The organism is Niallia sp. FSL R7-0648 (assembly GCF_038007005.1).
Classification (GTDB): domain Bacteria; phylum Bacillota; class Bacilli; order Bacillales; family Cytobacillaceae; genus Niallia; species Niallia circulans.
On record NZ_JBBOWE010000001.1, the window covers coordinates 1,006,643 to 1,026,176 of the forward strand.

At 36.4% G+C, this 19,534-nt stretch carries 18 protein-coding genes; 15 read left to right on the plus strand and 3 right to left on the minus strand.

Annotation, left to right across the window (positions count from 1 at the left end; all coding sequences use genetic code 11):
* Positions 1 to 63 precede the first annotated feature (63 nt).
* A complete protein-coding gene (locus tag NSQ89_RS04745; RefSeq protein ID WP_047941461.1) occupies positions 64 to 954 on the plus strand; it encodes a fructose bisphosphate aldolase in 891 nt (296 codons plus the stop codon).
* 116 nt (positions 955 to 1,070) lie between these two features.
* On the opposite strand, the gene NSQ89_RS04750 is transcribed toward NSQ89_RS04745, so the two are convergent.
* Positions 1,071 to 2,318 carry a DUF438 domain-containing protein gene (locus NSQ89_RS04750; protein WP_341132313.1) on the minus strand — a complete coding sequence of 416 codons (1,248 nt, stop codon included), beginning with the start codon at positions 2,316 to 2,318 and terminating at the stop codon, positions 1,071 to 1,073.
* Positions 2,319 to 2,326: 8 nt separating this feature from the next.
* Positions 2,327 to 2,545 (minus strand): DUF1858 domain-containing protein, encoded by a 219-nt coding sequence (locus NSQ89_RS04755; protein WP_341132314.1) that lies wholly within the window; start codon positions 2,543 to 2,545, stop codon positions 2,327 to 2,329.
* 323 nt (positions 2,546 to 2,868) lie between these two features.
* Between NSQ89_RS04755 and NSQ89_RS04760 the strand changes: the two genes are divergently transcribed.
* From NSQ89_RS04760 to NSQ89_RS04790, 7 genes are all read left to right on the plus strand, one after another.
* Entirely contained in the window at positions 2,869 to 3,318 is a 450-nt protein-coding gene (locus NSQ89_RS04760) for a PTS sugar transporter subunit IIA (RefSeq protein ID WP_235850318.1), read from the plus strand.
* Between the two features lie 15 nt (positions 3,319 to 3,333).
* Positions 3,334 to 3,621, plus strand: a complete 288-nt coding sequence (locus NSQ89_RS04765) for a PTS sugar transporter subunit IIB (RefSeq protein WP_047941465.1) — start codon at positions 3,334 to 3,336, stop codon at positions 3,619 to 3,621.
* A 20-nt stretch (positions 3,622 to 3,641) separates the two neighbouring features.
* Entirely contained in the window at positions 3,642 to 4,904 is a 1,263-nt protein-coding gene (locus tag NSQ89_RS04770; protein ID WP_235844517.1) for a PTS ascorbate transporter subunit IIC, read from the plus strand.
* A gap of 52 nt (positions 4,905 to 4,956) precedes the next feature.
* On the plus strand, positions 4,957 to 5,544 hold the full coding sequence (locus NSQ89_RS04775) for an SIS domain-containing protein (RefSeq protein ID WP_095257824.1): 588 nt from the start codon (positions 4,957 to 4,959) through the stop codon (positions 5,542 to 5,544).
* Between the two features lie 78 nt (positions 5,545 to 5,622).
* Positions 5,623 to 6,549 (plus strand): 4-hydroxy-tetrahydrodipicolinate synthase, encoded by a 927-nt coding sequence (dapA, locus tag NSQ89_RS04780; RefSeq protein ID WP_095257823.1) that lies wholly within the window; start codon positions 5,623 to 5,625, stop codon positions 6,547 to 6,549.
* Positions 6,536 to 7,171, plus strand: coding sequence for a ketohydroxyglutarate aldolase (locus NSQ89_RS04785; RefSeq protein WP_061799794.1), 636 nt, complete (start codon positions 6,536 to 6,538; stop codon positions 7,169 to 7,171). The genes dapA and NSQ89_RS04785 overlap by 14 nt, the downstream gene beginning before the upstream one ends.
* 106 nt (positions 7,172 to 7,277) lie before the next feature.
* Positions 7,278 to 9,359, plus strand: a complete 2,082-nt coding sequence (locus NSQ89_RS04790) for a BglG family transcription antiterminator (RefSeq protein WP_061799791.1) — start codon at positions 7,278 to 7,280, stop codon at positions 9,357 to 9,359.
* Positions 9,360 to 9,477: 118 nt separating this feature from the next.
* On the opposite strand, the gene NSQ89_RS04795 is transcribed toward NSQ89_RS04790, so the two are convergent.
* A complete protein-coding gene (locus NSQ89_RS04795) occupies positions 9,478 to 10,251 on the minus strand; it encodes a DeoR/GlpR family DNA-binding transcription regulator (RefSeq protein WP_047941469.1) in 774 nt (257 codons plus the stop codon).
* Between the two features lie 475 nt (positions 10,252 to 10,726).
* Here NSQ89_RS04795 and iolA point away from each other — a divergent pair, with 475 nt between their 5' ends.
* From iolA to NSQ89_RS04830, 7 genes are all read left to right on the plus strand, one after another.
* On the plus strand, positions 10,727 to 12,187 hold the full coding sequence (gene iolA / locus NSQ89_RS04800; protein WP_047941470.1) for a methylmalonate-semialdehyde dehydrogenase: 1,461 nt from the start codon (positions 10,727 to 10,729) through the stop codon (positions 12,185 to 12,187).
* A gap of 69 nt (positions 12,188 to 12,256) precedes the next feature.
* Positions 12,257 to 13,072, plus strand: a complete 816-nt coding sequence (gene iolB / locus NSQ89_RS04805; RefSeq protein WP_047941471.1) for a 5-deoxy-glucuronate isomerase — start codon at positions 12,257 to 12,259, stop codon at positions 13,070 to 13,072.
* A 20-nt stretch (positions 13,073 to 13,092) separates the two neighbouring features.
* Complete coding sequence (gene iolC, locus NSQ89_RS04810; RefSeq protein ID WP_061799789.1) at positions 13,093 to 14,082, plus strand: 5-dehydro-2-deoxygluconokinase; 990 nt, start codon at positions 13,093 to 13,095, stop codon at positions 14,080 to 14,082.
* A gap of 16 nt (positions 14,083 to 14,098) precedes the next feature.
* Positions 14,099 to 16,009, plus strand: coding sequence for a 3D-(3,5/4)-trihydroxycyclohexane-1,2-dione acylhydrolase (decyclizing) (gene iolD, locus NSQ89_RS04815; RefSeq protein ID WP_341132315.1), 1,911 nt, complete (start codon positions 14,099 to 14,101; stop codon positions 16,007 to 16,009).
* 15 nt (positions 16,010 to 16,024) lie between these two features.
* Complete coding sequence (gene iolE / locus NSQ89_RS04820; RefSeq protein ID WP_061799786.1) at positions 16,025 to 16,921, plus strand: myo-inosose-2 dehydratase; 897 nt, start codon at positions 16,025 to 16,027, stop codon at positions 16,919 to 16,921.
* 14 nt (positions 16,922 to 16,935) lie between these two features.
* On the plus strand, positions 16,936 to 18,357 hold the full coding sequence (locus NSQ89_RS04825; protein WP_047941475.1) for a sugar porter family MFS transporter: 1,422 nt from the start codon (positions 16,936 to 16,938) through the stop codon (positions 18,355 to 18,357).
* A gap of 50 nt (positions 18,358 to 18,407) precedes the next feature.
* Entirely contained in the window at positions 18,408 to 19,445 is a 1,038-nt protein-coding gene (locus tag NSQ89_RS04830) for a Gfo/Idh/MocA family protein (protein ID WP_047941476.1), read from the plus strand.
* The last annotated feature ends 89 nt before the right edge of the window (positions 19,446 to 19,534 follow it).

Below are 19,534 nucleotides of genomic sequence, written 5' to 3' on the forward strand. Positions count from 1 at the left end.
TTAACTCCCTTGCGAATGTGAATAATTTAAGTAGAACGTGCAAATGAAAAGGAGGATAAAAATATGAACAGCCAATTAGAGAGAATGAAAACGAAAAAAGGGTTCATTGCTGCATTAGACCAAAGTGGTGGCAGTACGCCAAAAGCGCTGCTTCATTACGGAGTGCCAGAAAGTGCTTATACGAATGATGAGGAAATGTTCAATCTAGTACACAAAATGCGGACAAGGATTATTACTTCCCCAGCATTTAATTCTGAATATATTCTTGGAGCAATCTTATTTGAACAAACGATGGATAGCAAGATTGAAGGTATGTATACGGCGGATTATTTAGCACAGAAAAAAGACATCCTTCCCTTTTTAAAAATTGATAAAGGATTAGCAGATCAAGCAAATGGAGTTCAGCTAATGAAGCCAATCCCAGACTTGGATGAAATTTTGCGACGTGCCAATGAACGTAATATTTTTGGCACAAAAATGCGTTCTGTTATTAAGGAAGCTAATCGAGATGGAATTAAAGAAGTTGTGGAACAACAGTTTGAAATAGGAAAACAAATAATAGCAGCAGGATTAGTACCAATTATCGAACCGGAAGTAGATATTTATAGCCAGGATAGAGAACAGTCTGAGGCTATTTTGAAAGAAGAATTGTTAAAGCATCTTAATGACCTAAACGAAAATGAAAATGTCATGTTAAAGCTATCGATTCCTGCTATTGCGAATACTTATAAAGAATTAACCACCCATCCACGAGTGGTTCGAGTAGTTGCCCTTTCCGGAGGATATAGCAGAGAAGAAGCAAATCAAAAATTAAAAGAAAATGACAATATAATTGCAAGTTTCTCGAGAGCTCTAAGCGAAGAATTAAACGTTAATCAATCAGAGGAAGAATTCAATCAAAGCTTAAAAGAAGCCGTAACCTCTATTTACGAAGCTTCCACCGTCAAGGAATAAGGGGACATTTTTAATTGTAATTCCGTTTGAATAAGAAAAACTATATATTTAGAAGATGAGAAAAAGAAATTTTAAATGGAAAGGCTCTGAAACAGTTTATCAGAGCCTTTATACGATCAATCAAGAATTCTTTTTTCTCCGTCTATCGCTTGGATAGGATGTATATTCTGCGTGAACTCCAGTGTTCCCATATATTCGCTTTGTTCATTTCTTACAGCAAAGTACCGTATATATACATACTTATCTTTTAATTTAATCCAAAAGTCTTCACTATCTTTTTTTCCTGATTTAAAGTCATTTAATAACTTTTCTACTATATGCACGCTTTTTGGTGGATGACAGTTTTGGACAGTGCGTCCAATGACAGCTTTTGTTCGGGCAAAAATTCTTTCTTTTCCATGGGAAAAGTAACGTACAACATCGTCTTTATCAATAAAGGTGATATCCACTGGCAAATGATTCAGCATCAGCTCTAGCTGTTTGACAGATAAAATTCCAGTTTCAAATTGAATCAATCCACTTTCAATCTTATCTAAAGCAGATGTCTCTTGCATAGAAACTCGCTTTGGAATCCACTTTTCGACCGGTTTAATCAAACAATAGCCAATTTCTTCGCTTTCCGCTGCAATTTTTATCCATTCATCTTCGGTTAATGTGCTTAGGGCCATTGGAAAGAGAATATTCTCTTCTTTAAAAATCATTTCAGTAGCTTCTTGAATGATAAAGTAAATATTATTCAGAATGTCTTGTTTTTCCCCATGATAGTCTTCCAATTGTTGCTTGGCTAATTTGATAGCTGCACGAATTCGATCATCTACTCCCCACATTACCTGGGTTGGTCCATATATACCGTATTTTTCAAGAAAGGGGAATAGTAAATTTTCCTTGCGGCTATAGTGTTTATCGATTTCTACTAATAATTGTATATCTTCTGAAAGTTTTTGGATATTGTCTGGAGAATCTTCTTTTTCAAATCGTTCATAATGAAGCTGAAGCTTGAAATTCACCAACAAATCAATTTCCTTATTTTCCAGTTTAAAGGTATGGATTGGATGTCCTTCTTCTTCTTCTGCTTTTTGGGAAGTGGAGGCATGAATATCATCAATAGATCCTTTGAATACTGCTGTGTGCACAGAACATAATCGTTGTACCTCTTCAACTGGGATACCTTCCTCTTCCATTAATGCTTGTTCAAGCTGTGATATTTCCGATACCGATATATTACCAACTGCTTTTTCGAATTGAGTTTTTACTTCTTCCACGGACCTGCCAGAATGTAAATCTTTAATAATTTCTTTTAAAAGCTGCTGGCGCTCAGAAGCTTCTTTTTTTAATTCTGCTCGATTGTTTATTAATTCACTCATATGTTGTCTCATCCCTCTTCTATAATTGTAAATCCATGATCTATACAAGTTTGCTTTACTGTTTCCATTGATATTTTTCTTATGCGGCATCCCTTTGGAATCGTCATTATTTGTCCGGCAGTTTGTATTATGCGAGGGTCTGTAATCTTTTCAAAGCCAAGGTCTTTTAAAACGCTGACTAATTCTGGATAAGTAGTGGTTAGATTTAAATCTAATAGTTTAGCCAATCGATAACACCTCTTTTTCTGATAATAATTCTCAATGGAAGTATAACAAAATAATCAAAACAAAAATGTGATGGAAATCAGACTTCAAAAATAATGGATAAACAATAGTACTTTTACAGGAGCTATTTTATTTAGGTTCATGATTTGTTTAGGCTCCCAACAAAATAAGAACTCAATGAACGTTGAAGAAGTAAGCGCTACAAACTACAATTTAATTAAAGGTGATCACTTTAAAAAATAAAGACATGGAGGATGTATAGCTTAAAAGAGAGTTAATACAATAAGGCTGAAATGAAAAAAAGGAAACGGCTTTAAAGGAGGTAGTGATATTGTTAAGCAATATCTTAGAGGAAGAATTTATCCAATTAAATGTGAGGGTGGATAATTGGGAGGAAGCAATTAGAAAAGGTACACTACCTCTCGTAATGAAAAACAAAATAACAAAAGAATATGTCAATAAAATAATCGAAATTGCTAAAACAATAGGACCATATATTGTCATTACTAAGCATGTAGCTTTACCACATGCTCCTGCAGAATTTGGGGCAAAGGAAACAGCAATTGGGATTACTACTTTAGAATATCCTGTTAGGTTTGGAAATGAGGCAAATGATCCGGTTAAGTACTTGTTCTGCTTAAGTGCTACAGATAGTAATAGTCATTTGGAAGCATTGGCAGAATTGGTAAAGCTCTTGGAAAATGAGGAGTTTTTTAAGCTGTTAGATACAAGCAGTAGTCCGAAAGAGATATTTTCATATATTAGTAAAATTTAAAAGGGAGAGATTTCTATGTATAAAGCATTAGTAGCGTGTCGAGCAGGTGTAGGTTCAAGTTTGATGCTAAAGATAAAGGTAAATGAGGTTGTGAAAGAAAATAAACTGCCTATCCAAGTCGAACATTCCTCATTGGATGGAGTGCCTGGGTTTGATGGCGAATTATTAATCACGCTTGTCGACGTTGCACAGGAATTGAGTAATAAAGGAATAAAGCAGCATATTATTGGTATTGCAAATATTGTAGATAAAAAAGAAATTCTTGAAAAATTAAATGCATTTTTACAGCAAACGGAAATTTGAATAGAAGGAGCTGTTAGTAAATGATGCAATTCATAATTAGTTTATTTAGTAATCCTGCAATCATTCTAGCGTTAGTTGCATTGATTGGATTGCTGGCACAAAAAAAGGCAATGACAGAAGTAATGACTGGCACCTTTAAAACACTGATTGGGTTTTTGATCTTTGGAATAGGTGCTAGTACGATGACAGCTGCATTGAAAAACTTTAATGTCTTATTCCAAGATGGCTTTGATTTAACTGGAGTTGTCGCATCTCCAGAAGCCGCAACAGCCCTTGCACAATCGGAGTATGGGTTTGTTGTATCCTGCACATTGATTTTAGGGTTTGTAATGAATCTAGTTTTTGCAAGAATAACTCCTATGAAGAATATTTTTTTTACAGGAGGGCATAGTTTATTCTTTGCATGTGTACTGTCGCTCATTATTAAATCTTATGGGTATTCAAATACTATTTCAATCCTTGTTGGCGGGGTTATTTTAGGATTTTGTTCAGCTGCTTTACCGCAATTATGTCAGCCTTTTATGCGGAAAATTACAGGCAGCAATGCTACTGCTATAGGGCATTTTAATATGTTAGGCTATGCTTTATCAGGCAGTATTGGAATGTTATTCAGCAAGCATCAAGAGAAAAGCACGGAATCAATTAAATTTCCTGCTTGGTTATCTTTTTTTAGAGATTTTCTGATGGGAATGGCTGTTATCATGTTGATTCTTTTCTATGTCTCTGCTCTAAAGGCGGGAAAAGATGTTACACAAGAATTAGCTGGTACAACCCACTGGCTAGTCTTCCCCTTAATCCAAGCATTTATGTTCACAGCAGGGATGTCGATTTTAATGACAGGTGTACGTATGTTTTTGGCCGAAATTACAGCAGCTTTTGTGTCTATCTCGGAGAAATTTATCCCGAATTCGCGTCCGGCTCTAGATGTTCCCACTGTCTTCCCATTTGCCCCAACAGCAGTAATTGTTGGTTTCCTGTCTGCGTATGTAGCTGGACTTTTGGCAGTATTTATTATGGTGTTTTTTGATTTCCCAGTTGTTATTATACCTGCTGCTCATATTGCTTTCTTCTCAGGAGGAACGGCTGCGGTTTTTGGTAACTCAACAGGGGGCTGGAGAGGAGCAGTAGCAGGATCATTTGTGGTTGGATTATTACTAGCCCTCTTACCAACAGTTCTCTATCCAGTGTTTGCTGGTATGAATATTGAAGGGTCAACTTTTCCAAATATTGACTACAATATTACTGGTATGCTTCTCAATAAATTCTTAAGCTTTTTCCACTAAATTTTAGTTAAGTTATGGGGAAAAAGAAATCAAGAGGAAAGGAAAAGAAGAAATGAGTGAGGCGAAGAACTATTTAGAAGCGATACAAGAAGAGATGAATCAATTAATCAACCATATTTCCATAGCTAATCTAGAAGAAGCAAAGACCTGTATTATTAATGCTAGGAAAAAAGGAAAACGATTACATCTCACAGGTATTGGAAAACCTAGCTATGTTGCACGTTATAGTGCATCTTTATTATCCTCTACCGGAACTCCAGCCTACTTTTTAGATGGAACAGAAGCAATTCATGGCTCGTCAGGTCAAGTAGTGGAAGGAGATGTCGTAATTGCCATTTCCAATAGTGGAGAGACAGAGGAATTAAAAAAGACGATTCACACTTTAAGAGAAAATGGGGCAATTATCATTTCCATTACAGGGAATCTGCAGTCCTCGATTGCTCGGCAAAGCGACTTTGCAATTTTTGCAGGTGTATCAAAGGAGGGGGATGGTCTTAATAAGCCTCCTAGAGCTTCTGTTGTTGCTGAACTGCTTGTACTGCAAACCTTATCAGTATTACTTCAAAATGAGATAGGCTTGGATGCACAAACTTATGTAAAGTGGCATCCTGGTGGAACCCTTGGACAGTCCATTAAATAATAGGAAATTTTAAAAGGCTATAGAGGAAGAAACTTTTTCTATAGCCGCAAAATAAATAGTTTAACAGAGGTGAAGATAATGAGGCCTAGTGGAATCATTACGGCAATGGTTACCCCTTTTGATCAGGAGCAAAAGATAGATATACAAGCAACACGTAATCTAGTAAATCGCTTAATCCTTTCAAAGGTGGCTGGATTATTTATTTTAGGTACGAATGGAGAATTTCATGTTTTATCAAGAGAGGAAAAAGTCGAATTTGCCTCACTTGTCATTGATGAAACAAATAAACGCGTTCCTATTTTTGTAGGAACTGGAGGGAATAGCACAGCAGAAGTCATTTCTCTATCAAAAGAAATGGAGAAGCTGGGAGCAGATGCACTTTCTGTCATTACGCCATATTTTCTGTCTTTAACAGAAGATGAATTATATCATCATTATAAAAAAATTGCTGAATCGGTAAGTACTCCAATATTACTCTATAATATTCCGAAAAATACTGGTATTCACTTAAGCCCGCCATTAGTAGCACGACTGGCTAAGGTGGATAATATAGTAGGAATTAAAGATAGCAGCGGGGACATTGAAAATATTAAAAACTATATTAGCGTGACAAAAGAAGAGGCCTTTTCTGTTTTATCTGGGTCTGATTCTTTAATTTTAAAAGCTTTAGATGAAGGAGCGACAGGAGCAATTGCCGCAACTGCGAACCTATTAACATATATAGATGTCTCTATTTATAAGCATTGGCAAAAGGGCGAAAGACAGGAAGCAGAAGAAGCACAGCAAAGTTTAGAGGAGCTGCGTCGAGTATTAAAACTTGGTTCCACCCCTTCTATCTTAAAAAAGGCAATGGAGCTTGCGCAGATTCCAGTTGGGCCAGCTAGGTATCCAGTCTTAGAACCAAAAAGTGAAGTAATCGAAGAAATTAACTCGGTAATAGCAGCATATCTACAAAAATATCATCAATTATCGTATGAAGGGGCTGCTATTCATGTACAAAAATAACATTCTTAATAGAATCGAAAATACAGCAATTATGGCAATTGTAAGGGTAGAAACATTAGAACGTGCCTATGAAATTGCAGATGGATGCTTAGCTGGAGGAGTAGATGTATTAGAAATTAGCTACACATTACCAAATGCGGGGGAAATTATAAAGGGGTTAAATGAGAAATATGGTGCTCGTTTACTAGTAGGGGCTGGTACAGTCTTAGATACAGAAACAGCAAGATTAGCGATATTAGCTGGAGCGAAATTTATCATTGCACCAAATTACAAAGAAGAGGTTAGTAGAATATGCAATCGATACCAAATACCTTATGCTCCAGGCTGTACAACCATTTCGGAGATGGTGGATGCGATGGAATCAGGTGCTTCCATGATTAAAGCATTCCCGATTTCTAATTATTACGGATCCCAGCTTGGAACAGTTTTCAAAACACCGATTCCATATATGCCTATAATGGCTTCTGGAGGTGTAACGATAGATAATATCATAGATTGGTTTGAAAATGGAATTGACTGTGTAGGAATCGGTAGTTTGTTAACAAAAGGAACATCATCACAAATTGAACAAAATGCTAGAGAACTTGTAGAAAAATTAAGAGAATATCGAAACAAGAAGTGAAACATAGAGAATAAAGCAAGAGAAATAGTTAATGAGAAATAAGGCAGCAATCATTAGTCTATTTTTCTTCTATTATTAAATGTATCAATAAATGGAGTGAAGTCATTTGCTAGATGAACGATCATACCTCATTATCCAAAAAATTATGGAACGCCCATTTATAGAAAAGCAAAACTTACAAGAACAAACGAAATTAACGCAAAGACAAATTGATTATAGCCTAGAGAAAATAAATAGCTGGTTAGCATCCCATCATAAAAAACCAATCGAAATAAATAGCTACAACCAAATTTCTGTTGACTATGAAACGAGGGAATTATTAATAAATGAGGTATCAAATACTATTCCAGTTGATGAGTATGTGTTAAGTAGTGAGGAACGGATACAATATATGTTTCTTTATCTTTTCATAAACATAGAGTATCTGTCGATAAACCATTTCATTGATGCTTTAAAGGTTGGCAAAACAACAATAATGGGAGATTTAAAAGCTTTAGCTGCAAAATTACAGCATAGGGGAATTTCTTTGGAGTACAATCGGAAACAGGGATATCATTTGGTAGGAACCGAGAGCGAGATACGCTATTTAGGATTAAAGTTAATAGTAAAAGAATTAAATACAAATAAAAACACCAAATTATTTGGCTATTTTTTACGAGAAAATCATCTTGAAAGCTACGAGCAAATGAAGCAAATTGTATTATTTTATTCGAATAAACATAAGATTCATTTTATCGAGAACAGGTTAACAGAATTTATTTATTCCTTTTTATTTTTAAAGACAAGATTAAAAACGAAGGAATCTGTTAACTTCATCCATGAATGGAAATCGGTTAAATCTACAAAAGAATATCAGTTTGCAGAAGAGCTATTATCATTTTATCATTTGCAGAAGGAAGATAATATTTGCTACTTAACAGCCTGGGTACTAGGTCTAACATTAGGGGAGGCCGATGAATATCGCGAAGATTTTCCACTTATTATGGACTTGGTTGAACATATCCGCATGCGTTTTGAATCTTTTTCCGGCATTCGCTTTGAACATCCAAGAGAAGTATCTAAGCAAATTTTCCGGCATTTCCGATCTGCCTATTATAGATTGCTTTTTCATTTGCCGATCGTTAATCCATTGTATGAGAAGATTATAGAGGAATACAATCATCTATTTACTATAGTGAATGAAACGATGAAGCCGCTTAGCGTGCTATTTAAACATCCTATTCCCGCAGAAGAAGTAGCCTATTTGACGATTCATTTTGCATCCTTATCCAGGAATGAAAAAGAGGGAAAGGTAAATAAAAAAGTAGGTGTGATTGTTTGTCCAAATGGAGTTGGGAGTTCCTCTATTACGCATACCGTTTTAAAGTCTATTTTTCCCGAGTTCACTTTTTTAGCTCCTATCGAAACACAACAGCTGGATAAAATAGACGTTGATTATGATTTGTTATTTTCTACTGTACCAGATATTCGCTTGTTTTATACGAAAAAACCTGTTTTTATTGTAAGTCCTGTTATGGACATATCAGAAAAGTATCGTTTAATAAGAGATGTTTATACAGAGCTGGGGAATTCCTTTTTCAAATTGCCCAGTGTAGAATTAATTACGCAAATTGTGGAAAAGTATGCTGTAGTGAAAGAAAAAGAGCAAATGAAGCGAGAATTATACGAGTACTTTGCAGTAAATGAGAAAGTAGAGCTAAAAAAAGAGCAGGGACCAAATTTAAGTGAAATTATCTCCCCAAATCTTATTCAATTACGTGTATTGGCAAAGAATTGGCAAGATGCCATTTCCTTATCTGCCTTACCATTATTACAAGAAAGAAGAATAACAGAAAATTATATTCAGAAAATGATCGAAAATGCTAGGAAAGATGGTCCTTATATGGTCATCATGCCAAATGTAGCGCTTCCCCATGCAAGACCAGCAGATGGCGTAAATCAATTATCCATAAGTATAGCTGTATTGAATGAGCCAGTGTACTTTGATAAACATACAAATAAACCGGTTCAATTTGTCTTCTGTTTGGCAGCCATTAATCAGGAATTTCATTTGAATGCACTTTCACAGTTAGTACAATTGCTGGAAAAAGAGGAATTTTATCATATCTTAAAAACAAGTAATACTTCCGAAGAGGTTTTTGATTATATATGCTGTCAGGAAGAAACCAATTTAAAACTAGTGCCATAATAAGGGATGAGTGCTAATAAAACAAGGAAGGCAAGGCACCAATGAAGAGAAGGTGCCCTGCCTTATTGAATTTCTGAATGGAACATAGGTACACAGTAGAACGGTCCACCGGATTACCTTATTGGGTGATGTGCTCTTGGCTGGCTACAACGATTTCGATGTTGTTTTCTTGGGCGAATTCCTTGTATTCGCTGTTTGGTGCTTGATCGGTTACGATATAATCTACATCTTCTAATCGGCAATAAGTCATAAGGGCGTATTTTTCAAATTTCTTATGGTCTGTGAGCAAGAAGATTTTTGAACTTCTATCAACAACGTTTTTTTTGATTTCGCTTTCTAGTGGGGAAGAGTTTGTTACTCCATTAGAAATAGAAATACCTGTAGATGCCATGAATGCTTTATTGATATTATATTCTTTAATAATATCTGTACTTTTCACACTTGCAAAAGATTTGGTATTTCTTTGCAGGAGCCCCCCTAATGTAATGATATTTAAATTCTCATAAGGTAAAGCACGAATAATAAAATCCAAATTATTGGTAATGATCGTTAATTGTTTTTGTTTAACATATTCCATCATTTCAAGTGTGGTAGTTCCGCTATCGATAAAAATAATATCTCCATTCTCTACAAAACTAGCTGCGGATTTTCCGATTAATTCTTTTTCGTTTTTATTTTGAACTTGTCTTTCCGTAAAAGAAACTAATGTACTGTTATTAACCGCAACTCCTCCGTATACTTTTTTTAATTCGCCTCGATCCACTAATTCTTGTACGTCTCTCCTAATCGTATTCTTCGATACTTTAAAGACTGTGACTAATTCATCTAAAGATACTGTTTGATGTTCAAATACATAATCTTGTATTTGTTTAATTCTTTTTGTTTTTAACATATGATTCATCCTCTGTTTAGGTAATTTTTTAGTCCATGTACTCGATACTATTTCTTATGTTATCTATTTTAGGAGATTATAAACAATATCTGTTCTATTTTTGAAAGATTACTGGATACATATCGATTATACCAAAAAATAATCAAAAGTTCATCATTAAATTAAATATAATGATTATTTTATTGGGGGGATTTTAAGTATATTCCTATATTCACTGTTTAAGTTTTCCAAAAAAATAAAAAATATCGTTTGAAATGATTGACTGTAAGCGTTATACATATTATGATGTAATCATAAGTTATCAAAACTTAACCAAAAGATGATAATAACATCATTGGAAATACACTCGGTAAGTACAAGGGAAATGAATAAACAAATAATTGAGTGTTTTGGCTGGGAAAAGGTAAGATATTTTGGTTATGTTTTGGGATAAGAAACAGGAAATGTGAAAGTAGATCGTAGGAGGGAAAGGGAAATGGCTGTTGAAAAACTAAAAAATTATATAAATGGAGAATGGGTAGAAAGTAAAACGACTACATATGAAGATGTATATAATCCAGCTACTAAAGAAATAATCGCACAAGTGCCAATTTCTACAAAGGAAGATATTAATTATGCAGCAGAAGCAGCGAAAGTTGCGTTTGAAAAGTGGAAGAATATCGCTGTTCCTCGTCGGGCTAGAATTCTATTCAACTATCAACAACTATTAGCTCAACATAAAGAAGAATTAGCTCAGTTAATTACAATCGAGAATGGTAAAAACTTAACAGAAGCACTTGGTGAAGTTCAACGTGGGATTGAAAATGTAGAATTTGCGGCAGGTGCACCTTCATTAATGATGGGAGATTCTCTTTCATCGATTGCAACAGATGTTGAGGCTACTAATTATCGTTATCCAATTGGAGTAGTTGGCGGGATTGCACCATTTAATTTCCCAATGATGGTACCTTGCTGGATGTTTCCAATGGCGATTGCTGTAGGAAACACATTTATTTTAAAACCTTCTGAACGGACACCATTACTAACGAAAAGATTAGTAGAATTGTTTACAGAAGCAGGGCTGCCAAAGGGTGTATTTAATGTTGTGTATGGTGCCCATGATGTGGTAAACGGAATTTTAGAGCATCCAGAAATTAAAGCGATTTCGTTTGTAGGCTCTAAGCCTGTTGGGGAGTATGTATACAAAAAAGGAAGCGAAAATTTAAAACGAGTACAGGCGCTGACAGGAGCGAAAAATCATACCATTGTATTAAATGATGCGAATTTAGAAGAAACGATTACAAATGTTGTATCAGCTGCATTCGGTTCAGCTGGGGAACGTTGTATGGCATGTGCCGTAGTAACGGTGGAAGAAGGAATTGCGGATCAGTTTATGGAAGCTTTAAAAGAGAGAACAAAAAATATTAAAATCGGAAACGGTTTAGAAGATGGCGTGTTCTTAGGTCCTGTTATTAGAGAAGAGAATAAACAGCGCACACTTAGCTATATTGAAAAAGGAATTGAAGAAGGAGCTAATCTTGTATGTGACGGAAGAGAGACGGCGCCAGAGGATGGATTTTTTGTTGGACCAACTATTTTTGATCAGGTAACAACCGAAATGACCATTTGGAAGGATGAAATCTTTGCGCCTGTTCTATCCGTTATCCGTGTGAAAAATTTGCAGGAAGCGATTGAAATTGCAAATCAATCTGAATTTGCCAATGGTGCATGCTTGTTTACATCTAATGCATCGGCGATTCGTTATTTTAGAGAAAATATCGATGCGGGTATGCTTGGCATTAACCTTGGAGTACCAGCTCCAATGGCATTTTTCCCATTCTCAGGCTGGAAGTCTTCATTCTATGGAACATTACATGCAAATGGGAAAGACTCAGTAGATTTTTATACGCGTAAAAAAGTAGTAACAGCAAGATATGCAAAACCTTCTTTTGAATAATTGTAAGAAATCTGTACAGGGGATACGAGTGCCCTGTACAGAAAATAAAATAATAGGAGGTTAATAGAAGTGAGTAAGTTACTTCGTAAATATCAGCAAAAAGAAGAAAGAAATGGCGTGAAAACTATTCATGAGGTTCTAAAGGAAAATGCCCCTTTAGAATATGTCGAATTTAGATTGCTAGATTTTACGCCTGGTGCAAAATATACGGAGACGCTTCAAGACAAAGAATGCTGTATCGTCGTTGTTACTGGGAAAGTAACAGTCACGGATGGTACGTCTATTTTTGAAAATATTGGTACAAGAGAAAATGTCTTTGAACGAATTCCCACAGACAGTGTGTACGTATCAAATGACAAAACCTATGAAATTACAGCAGAGAAAAAGGCGGTAATTGCGCTTTGCTATTCCCCCTCATCTAAACCACTACCAACTAGATTACTGAAAGCAGAAGAAATAGGTGTAGAGGAGCGTGGTAAATTTAACAATAAGCGCCTTGTACATAATATCTTGCCAGACTCTGATCCCACAGCGAATAGTTTATTAGTTGTCGAGGTATTTACAGAAACAGCCAATTGGTCAAGTTACCCTCCCCATAAGCATGATGTGGATAACTTACCAGAGGAATCTTTTTTAGAAGAAACCTATTATCATGAAATCGATCCAAGACAGGGATTTGTTTTTCAACGCGTGTATACAGATGATCGCTCTTTAGATGAGACAATGGCCGTAGAGAATGGAGATGTTGTCATCGTTCCGAAAGGCTATCATCCCGTGGGAGTGCCAGACGGCTATGCATCATATTATCTAAATGTGATGGCGGGACCAAAGAGAATTTGGAAGTTTAATAATGATAAAGATCATGAATGGATCATTCATCGCTAAATAGAAAAGGGGTGCCTGAAATGGGTTACACATTTAACGATAAGAAAGAATTCGATATCATCGCAATTGGCAGAGCATGTATTGATCTAAATGCAGTAGAGTATAATCGTCCGATGGAAGATACGATGACTTTTTCTAAATATGTAGGAGGGTCTCCAGCTAATATCGCTATCGGTGCTAGTAAATTAGGGCTGAAAGCTGGATTTATCGGAAAGCTATCTGATGATCAGCATGGCAGATTTATAAAAAGATATATGCAAGGTGTTGGAATTGATGGTTCTAATATGGTGTTTGATAAAGAGGGACATAAAACAGGTCTTGCCTTTACGGAAATTTTAAGTCCTGAAGAATGCAGTATTTTAATGTATAGAGAGGATGTCGCTGATTTATATTTAACGCCTTCTGAAGTCAATGATGAATATATTAAAAAGGCTAAGGTCTTGCTTGTCTCCGGAACAGCTTTAGCGAAAAGTCCCTCCAGAGAAGCCGTCATTAAAGCGGTAAATGCAGCAAGAAAAGATAATGTCAAAGTTGTATTTGAATTGGATTATCGTCCTTATACATGGCAATCTCTTGAAGAAACAGCTGTTTACTATTCTTTAATTGCTGAACAGGCAGATATTGTAATCGGAACAAGAGATGAATTTGATGTAATGGAGAATACGAAAGACGGCAAAAATGAAGAAACAATTCGATATTTATTTAGTCACCAAGCAGATTTAGTCGTTATAAAACATGGTGTAAAGGGCTCTTATGCTTATACGAAGTCAGGGGAGCTTTATCGAGCTCAAGCCTATAAAACAAAGGTGCTTAAAACATTTGGTGCAGGAGATTCTTATGCATCAGCTTTCCTTTATGCATTGATTTCTGGAAAAGATATCGAAACAGCCCTTAAATATGGAAGTGCCTCTGCTTCAATCGTAGTAAGCAAACATAGTTCTTCTGAAGCAATGCCAACAGTAGAGGAGATTGAAGCCTTAATTAAGAAGAACGAAAAAGTGGAAGTTTAAAGAGGGGAGGATAACAATGGAAACAATTCGCTTAACAGCAGGGCAAGCATTAGTGAAATTTTTAAACCAACAGTACCTTCATGTAGATGGAAAGGAATTTCCTTTTGTGGAAGGAGTCTTTAATATTTTTGGACATGGAAATGTTCTGGGAATTGGAGAAGCGTTGGAACAAAATCCAGGTCATTTGAAAATCTATCAAGGGAAAAACGAACAAGGGATGGCACATGCAGCTATTGCATATAGTAAGCAGATGCTTCGCCAGAAAATTTATGCGGTAACTACTTCATCAGGACCAGGATCTGCAAATGTGGTGACAGCTGCGGCCACAGCATTTGCTAATAATATTCCTGTATTGCTTCTTCCAGCTGATACCTTTGCAACGAGACAGCCAGATCCGGTGCTGCAGCAATTGGAACATAATCACAGTCTTGCAGTAACCACAAATGATGCGTTTATGTCTGTGTCACGTTTTTGGGACCGTGTGACAAGACCAGAGCAATTAATGTCTAGTCTAATACGTGCTTTCGAAGTAATGACCAATCCAGAAACAGCTGGTCCAGCAACGATATGCATTTCACAAGATGTGGAAGGAGAAGCTTACGACTATGATGTGAAATTTTTTGAAAAAAGAGTTCACTATTTAGATAGAAAGAAAGCATCTGAGAGAGAGCTAAAGAGTGCTGCTGATCTTATTAAAGAGAGTAAAAGACCATTAATTCTTGTCGGGGGAGGAGCGAAATACTCAGAAGCAAGAGGAGTTCTTATTAAATTATCAGAAACCCATCAAATCCCATTAGTAGAAACACAGGCTGGTAAATCAACCGTAGAAAGCGACTTTGCTAATAATTTGGGTGGAATGGGGATTACGGGAACGCTGGCAGCAAATAAAGCAGCTTATGACGCAGACCTTATTATTGGGATTGGTACTAGATACACGGATTTCGCTACATCGTCGAAAACAGCGTTTAATTTTGCTAAGACGAAATTTTTGAATATAAATATTAGTCGTATGCAAGCATATAAATTTGATGCTTTTCAAGTTGTGGCAGATGCGAAAACAGCCTTAGAAGAGCTAGTGCCGCTATTAGAGGGATATCAAACATCTTATGGCAATGATATCCGTATTCTAAAAGAAGAATGGCTTCAAGAAAGAGATCGCCTGGCACAAGTAACATTTACTCGGAAAAATTTTGATCCAGAAATTAAGGGGCATTTTTCCCAAGAAATATTAAATGAATACGCAGATGCTTTGCAAACCGAATTAGCGCAAACAACGGCTTTGCTTGCTATTAATGAGACGATTTCTCCAGATAGTACCATTATTTGTTCTGCCGGTTCTTTACCAGGAGATTTGCAAAGATTATGGCATTCCTCTGTTCCAAATACCTATCATCTTGAGTATGGTTATTCATGCATGGGATATGAAATTGCCGGTGCCTTAGGAATTAAATTGGCAGAACCGAATAAGGAGGTTTACTCCATTGTCGGTGATGGCAGCTTCTTAATGCTTCATACGGAGTTAGTCACAAGCTTACAGTATGGGAAAAAAATAAATATTTTACTGTTTGATAATGCTGGTTATGGCTGTATTAATAACCTTCAGATGGACAACGGAAATGGCAGCTTCTTCTGTGAGCTGAGAGATCATAGTCAAAATATCATGAACATTGATTATGCCAAGGTTGCAGAAGGATATGGAGCTAAAGCTTATAAAGCTAATACCGTAGAGGAATTAAAGGTGGCTTTAGAAGATTCCAAGCAACAAAATGTTTCGACCTTGATTGAAATGAAAGTGCTGCCAAAAACAATGACAGATGGATATGAAAGCTGGTGGAATGTTGGGGTGGCAGAAGTTTCTGAAAGAGAAACAGTAAGAAAGGCAAATGAGCAAAGACAAAAGAAATTGCAGCAAGCTAAACAATATTAAAAGGGGAAAAGGAAAATGAGAGAAGAGATTTTATGGGGGATTGCTCCAATCGGCTGGCGTAATGACGATTTACCCGAAATTGGGGCTGAGAATACTCTATCACATTTGTTAAGCGATATTGTTGTTGCAGGTTTTCAGGGAACAGAGGCTGGAGGATTTTTTCCTGATACAAAGATATTGAAAAAAGAGCTGGCTCTACGAAATTTAAGAATTGCTGGTAAATGGTTTAGTAGCTTTCTGATACGTGATGGAATACAAACAGTATCCAAACAGTTTCATGAGCATTGTGCTTATTTAAAGGAGGTGAATGCCTCTGTCGCAGTTGTTTCGGAACAGACTAACAGTATTCAAGGAACAGAAAAAAATGTATTTGGAGAGAAGCCCTTTTTTACGGACGCAGAGTGGGAGGTATTCACACAAGGATTAAATGAACTTGGCAGAATTGCAAGTGATTATGATCTTCATCTCGTTTATCACCATCATATGGGCACAGGAGTACAAACATTAGCAGAAATTGATCGGTTAATGGCGATGACAGATCCATCATATGTTCATCTATTGTATGATACAGGACATATTTTTGTATCTGATAATGATTATATGACTCTATTAAGGAAACATCGAAATCGAATTAAACATGTACATTTTAAAGATGTACGGCTAATTTCCTTAGAAGAATGCAAGAGAAATAATCTATCCTTTTTACAAGCCTTTCTAAAAGGGATGTTTACAGTCCCGGGGGATGGATGTATTGATTTTAAGGAAGTATATAACTATTTGCTCAAGACAAATTATAATGGCTGGATAGTCATTGAGGCAGAGCAAGATCCAGCCATTGCACACCCTTTAGAATACGCTCTTATTGCTAGAAAATATATTGATGAAACATTATTTGAAAAAAATCATATATAAAGGGGATTAAGAGAATGGGGACAGAACAAGGGAGTAGAGGTGGCAGCTCTCACAGGAAATCCTTAATGTTGATTACGCTAATCTCGACATTTGGTGGATTGCTTTTTGGATATGATACAGGGGTAATAAATGGTGCGCTGCCATTTATGTCTGATGAAACGCAGCTTCATTTAACACCTGTAACAGAAGGGCTCGTTACGAGTTCCTTATTATTCGGAGCTGCTTTTGGAGCAGTATTTGTTGGTAGATTGGCAGATTTATATGGACGTAGAAAGAGCATTTTAAACTTAGCATTAATTTTTTTTGTCGCAACGCTTGGCTGTACATTAGCCCCAAATGTTTTGCTCATGGTTATATTTCGCTTCTTACTAGGTTTGGCAGTGGGAGGAGCTTCTGTTACAGTACCAACTTTCCTAGCGGAAATGTCTCCTGCTGAACGAAGAGGGCGAATGGTCACGCAAAACGAATTGATGATTGTAACAGGTCAATTACTTGCATTTACTATTAACGCCATAATAGGAAATATGTTTGGTGATGCCACACATGTGTGGAGATATATGCTGGTAATTGCTGCAATTCCGGCAGTGTTCTTATTCTTTGGAATGCTGAGAGTACCTGAAAGTCCACGCTGGTTAGCTTCAAAAGGGCGTAAAGAGGAAGCGTTACAAATATTAGAGAAGGTAAGAGATAAAAAGCAAGCAAGATTAGAACTGCAGGAAATTGAAAACGCTATCTCGAAAGAAGAGAATACGGAGAAGGCTACATATAAAGACCTTACGACTCCTTGGATAAGAAGAATTGTTTTTATTGGGTTAGGAATCGCGATTGTTCAACAAATTACAGGTGTTAACTCGATTATGTATTATGGAACGGAAATTTTGAGAGACGCTGGTTTTGGAACGGAAGCAGCATTAATAGGGAATATCGCAAATGGAGTCATTTCTGTTCTTGCCACGTTTGTGGGAATATGGCTTTTGGGTAAAGTGGGGAGACGACCGATGTTATTAACAGGGCAAATTGGTACAACACTTTCCTTGCTGTTAATCGGCATCTTTTCTTTAGTCCTAGAAGGCCAGCCATCCTTGCCGTATGTAGTGCTGTCTTTAACCGTAACATTTCTAGCATTCCAGCAAGGGGCTATTTCTCCAGTAACATGGCTCATGCTGTCTGAAATTTTTCCGCAAAGGGTCCGCGGACTTGGAATGGGAGTAACCGTATTTTGTTTATGGATTACTAATTTCCTAATCGGATTTTCTTTCCCTATTCTTATGGCTAATATCGGATTATCTACTACATTCTTTGTTTTTGTTGTATTAGGAGTGTTTGCCATAGCATTTGTTAAGAAATATCTGCCAGAGACAAGAGGTCGATCTTTAGAAGAGCTAGAAGAATATTTCCGAAATCAGGATAAGGAAATGATGAAAATCGCCAAATAGTATTTTATCACTGATCACTTATACCTTAAATTGGAAGGAGTATAAATAATATGACATTAAAAATTGGTGTAATTGGAACTGGTGCCATTGGCAGAGAACATATTAATAGAATTACAAAAAAGCTAGCAGGCGGAGAGATTGTTGCCGTAACGGATGTGAATCAAGAATCTGCTAGAACAACAGTGGAACAATTTAATTTAAATGCAGGGATATTTCCAGATGATAAATCGTTAATTGCAGATGGAAATGTAGATGCTGTTTTTGTAACAAGCTGGGGACCTGCACATGAAGAAAGTGTTTTGGCTGCTATCGAAGCAGGAAAATATGTCTTCTGTGAGAAGCCGCTTGCGACAACTGCTGAGGGATGTATGCGTATTGTAGAAGCAGAAATGAAGCATGGAAAGCGTTTGGTGCAAGTTGGATTTATGCGCAGATATGATAGTGGATATGTTCAATTAAAAGAACTACTTGATGCTAATTTTATCGGAGATCCATTAATGATTCATTGCGCACATCGCAATCCAGAAGTAGGCACAACTTATTCTACGGATATGGCAATAAGTGATACATTAATTCACGAAATTGATGTTCTGCATTGGCTCGTAAATGATGATTATAAGTCGGTGCAAGTATTGTTTCCGAAAAGGAATCGGTATGCCCATGAGAATTTAAGAGATCCTCAAGTAGTAATTTTAGAAACTAAATCAGGTATTGTTATAAATGCGGAAATCTCTGTTAACTGCAAATATGGCTATGATATTCAATGTGAAGTAGTTGGAGAAGAAGGGATTGTAAAATTACCAGAGGTTGCAACGGTTCCGTTCCGCAAAAATGCTACATTAGGATCGCAAATTTTGATGGATTGGAAGAAACGTTTTGTAGATGCCTACGATGTGGAATTACAGCATTTTATGGATTCAATCAAAGAAACTGGTGAGCCCAATGGTCCAACAGCATGGGATGGCTATATTGCTCAAGTTACCGCAGATGCATGTATTAAAGCACAGAATTCGGGAGTGAAAGAAGAAATAGTATTGCAAGAACAACCAAGCTTTTATAAAGATAATGTGCAGCCGACAAATGTTTAATAGCTAGAAACTTATTATTTTAGTAGATCGCTATCTATTTTGGGAAAATAGCGGTCTACTATCTAAAAAGTATATAAAGAAAAGAGGAA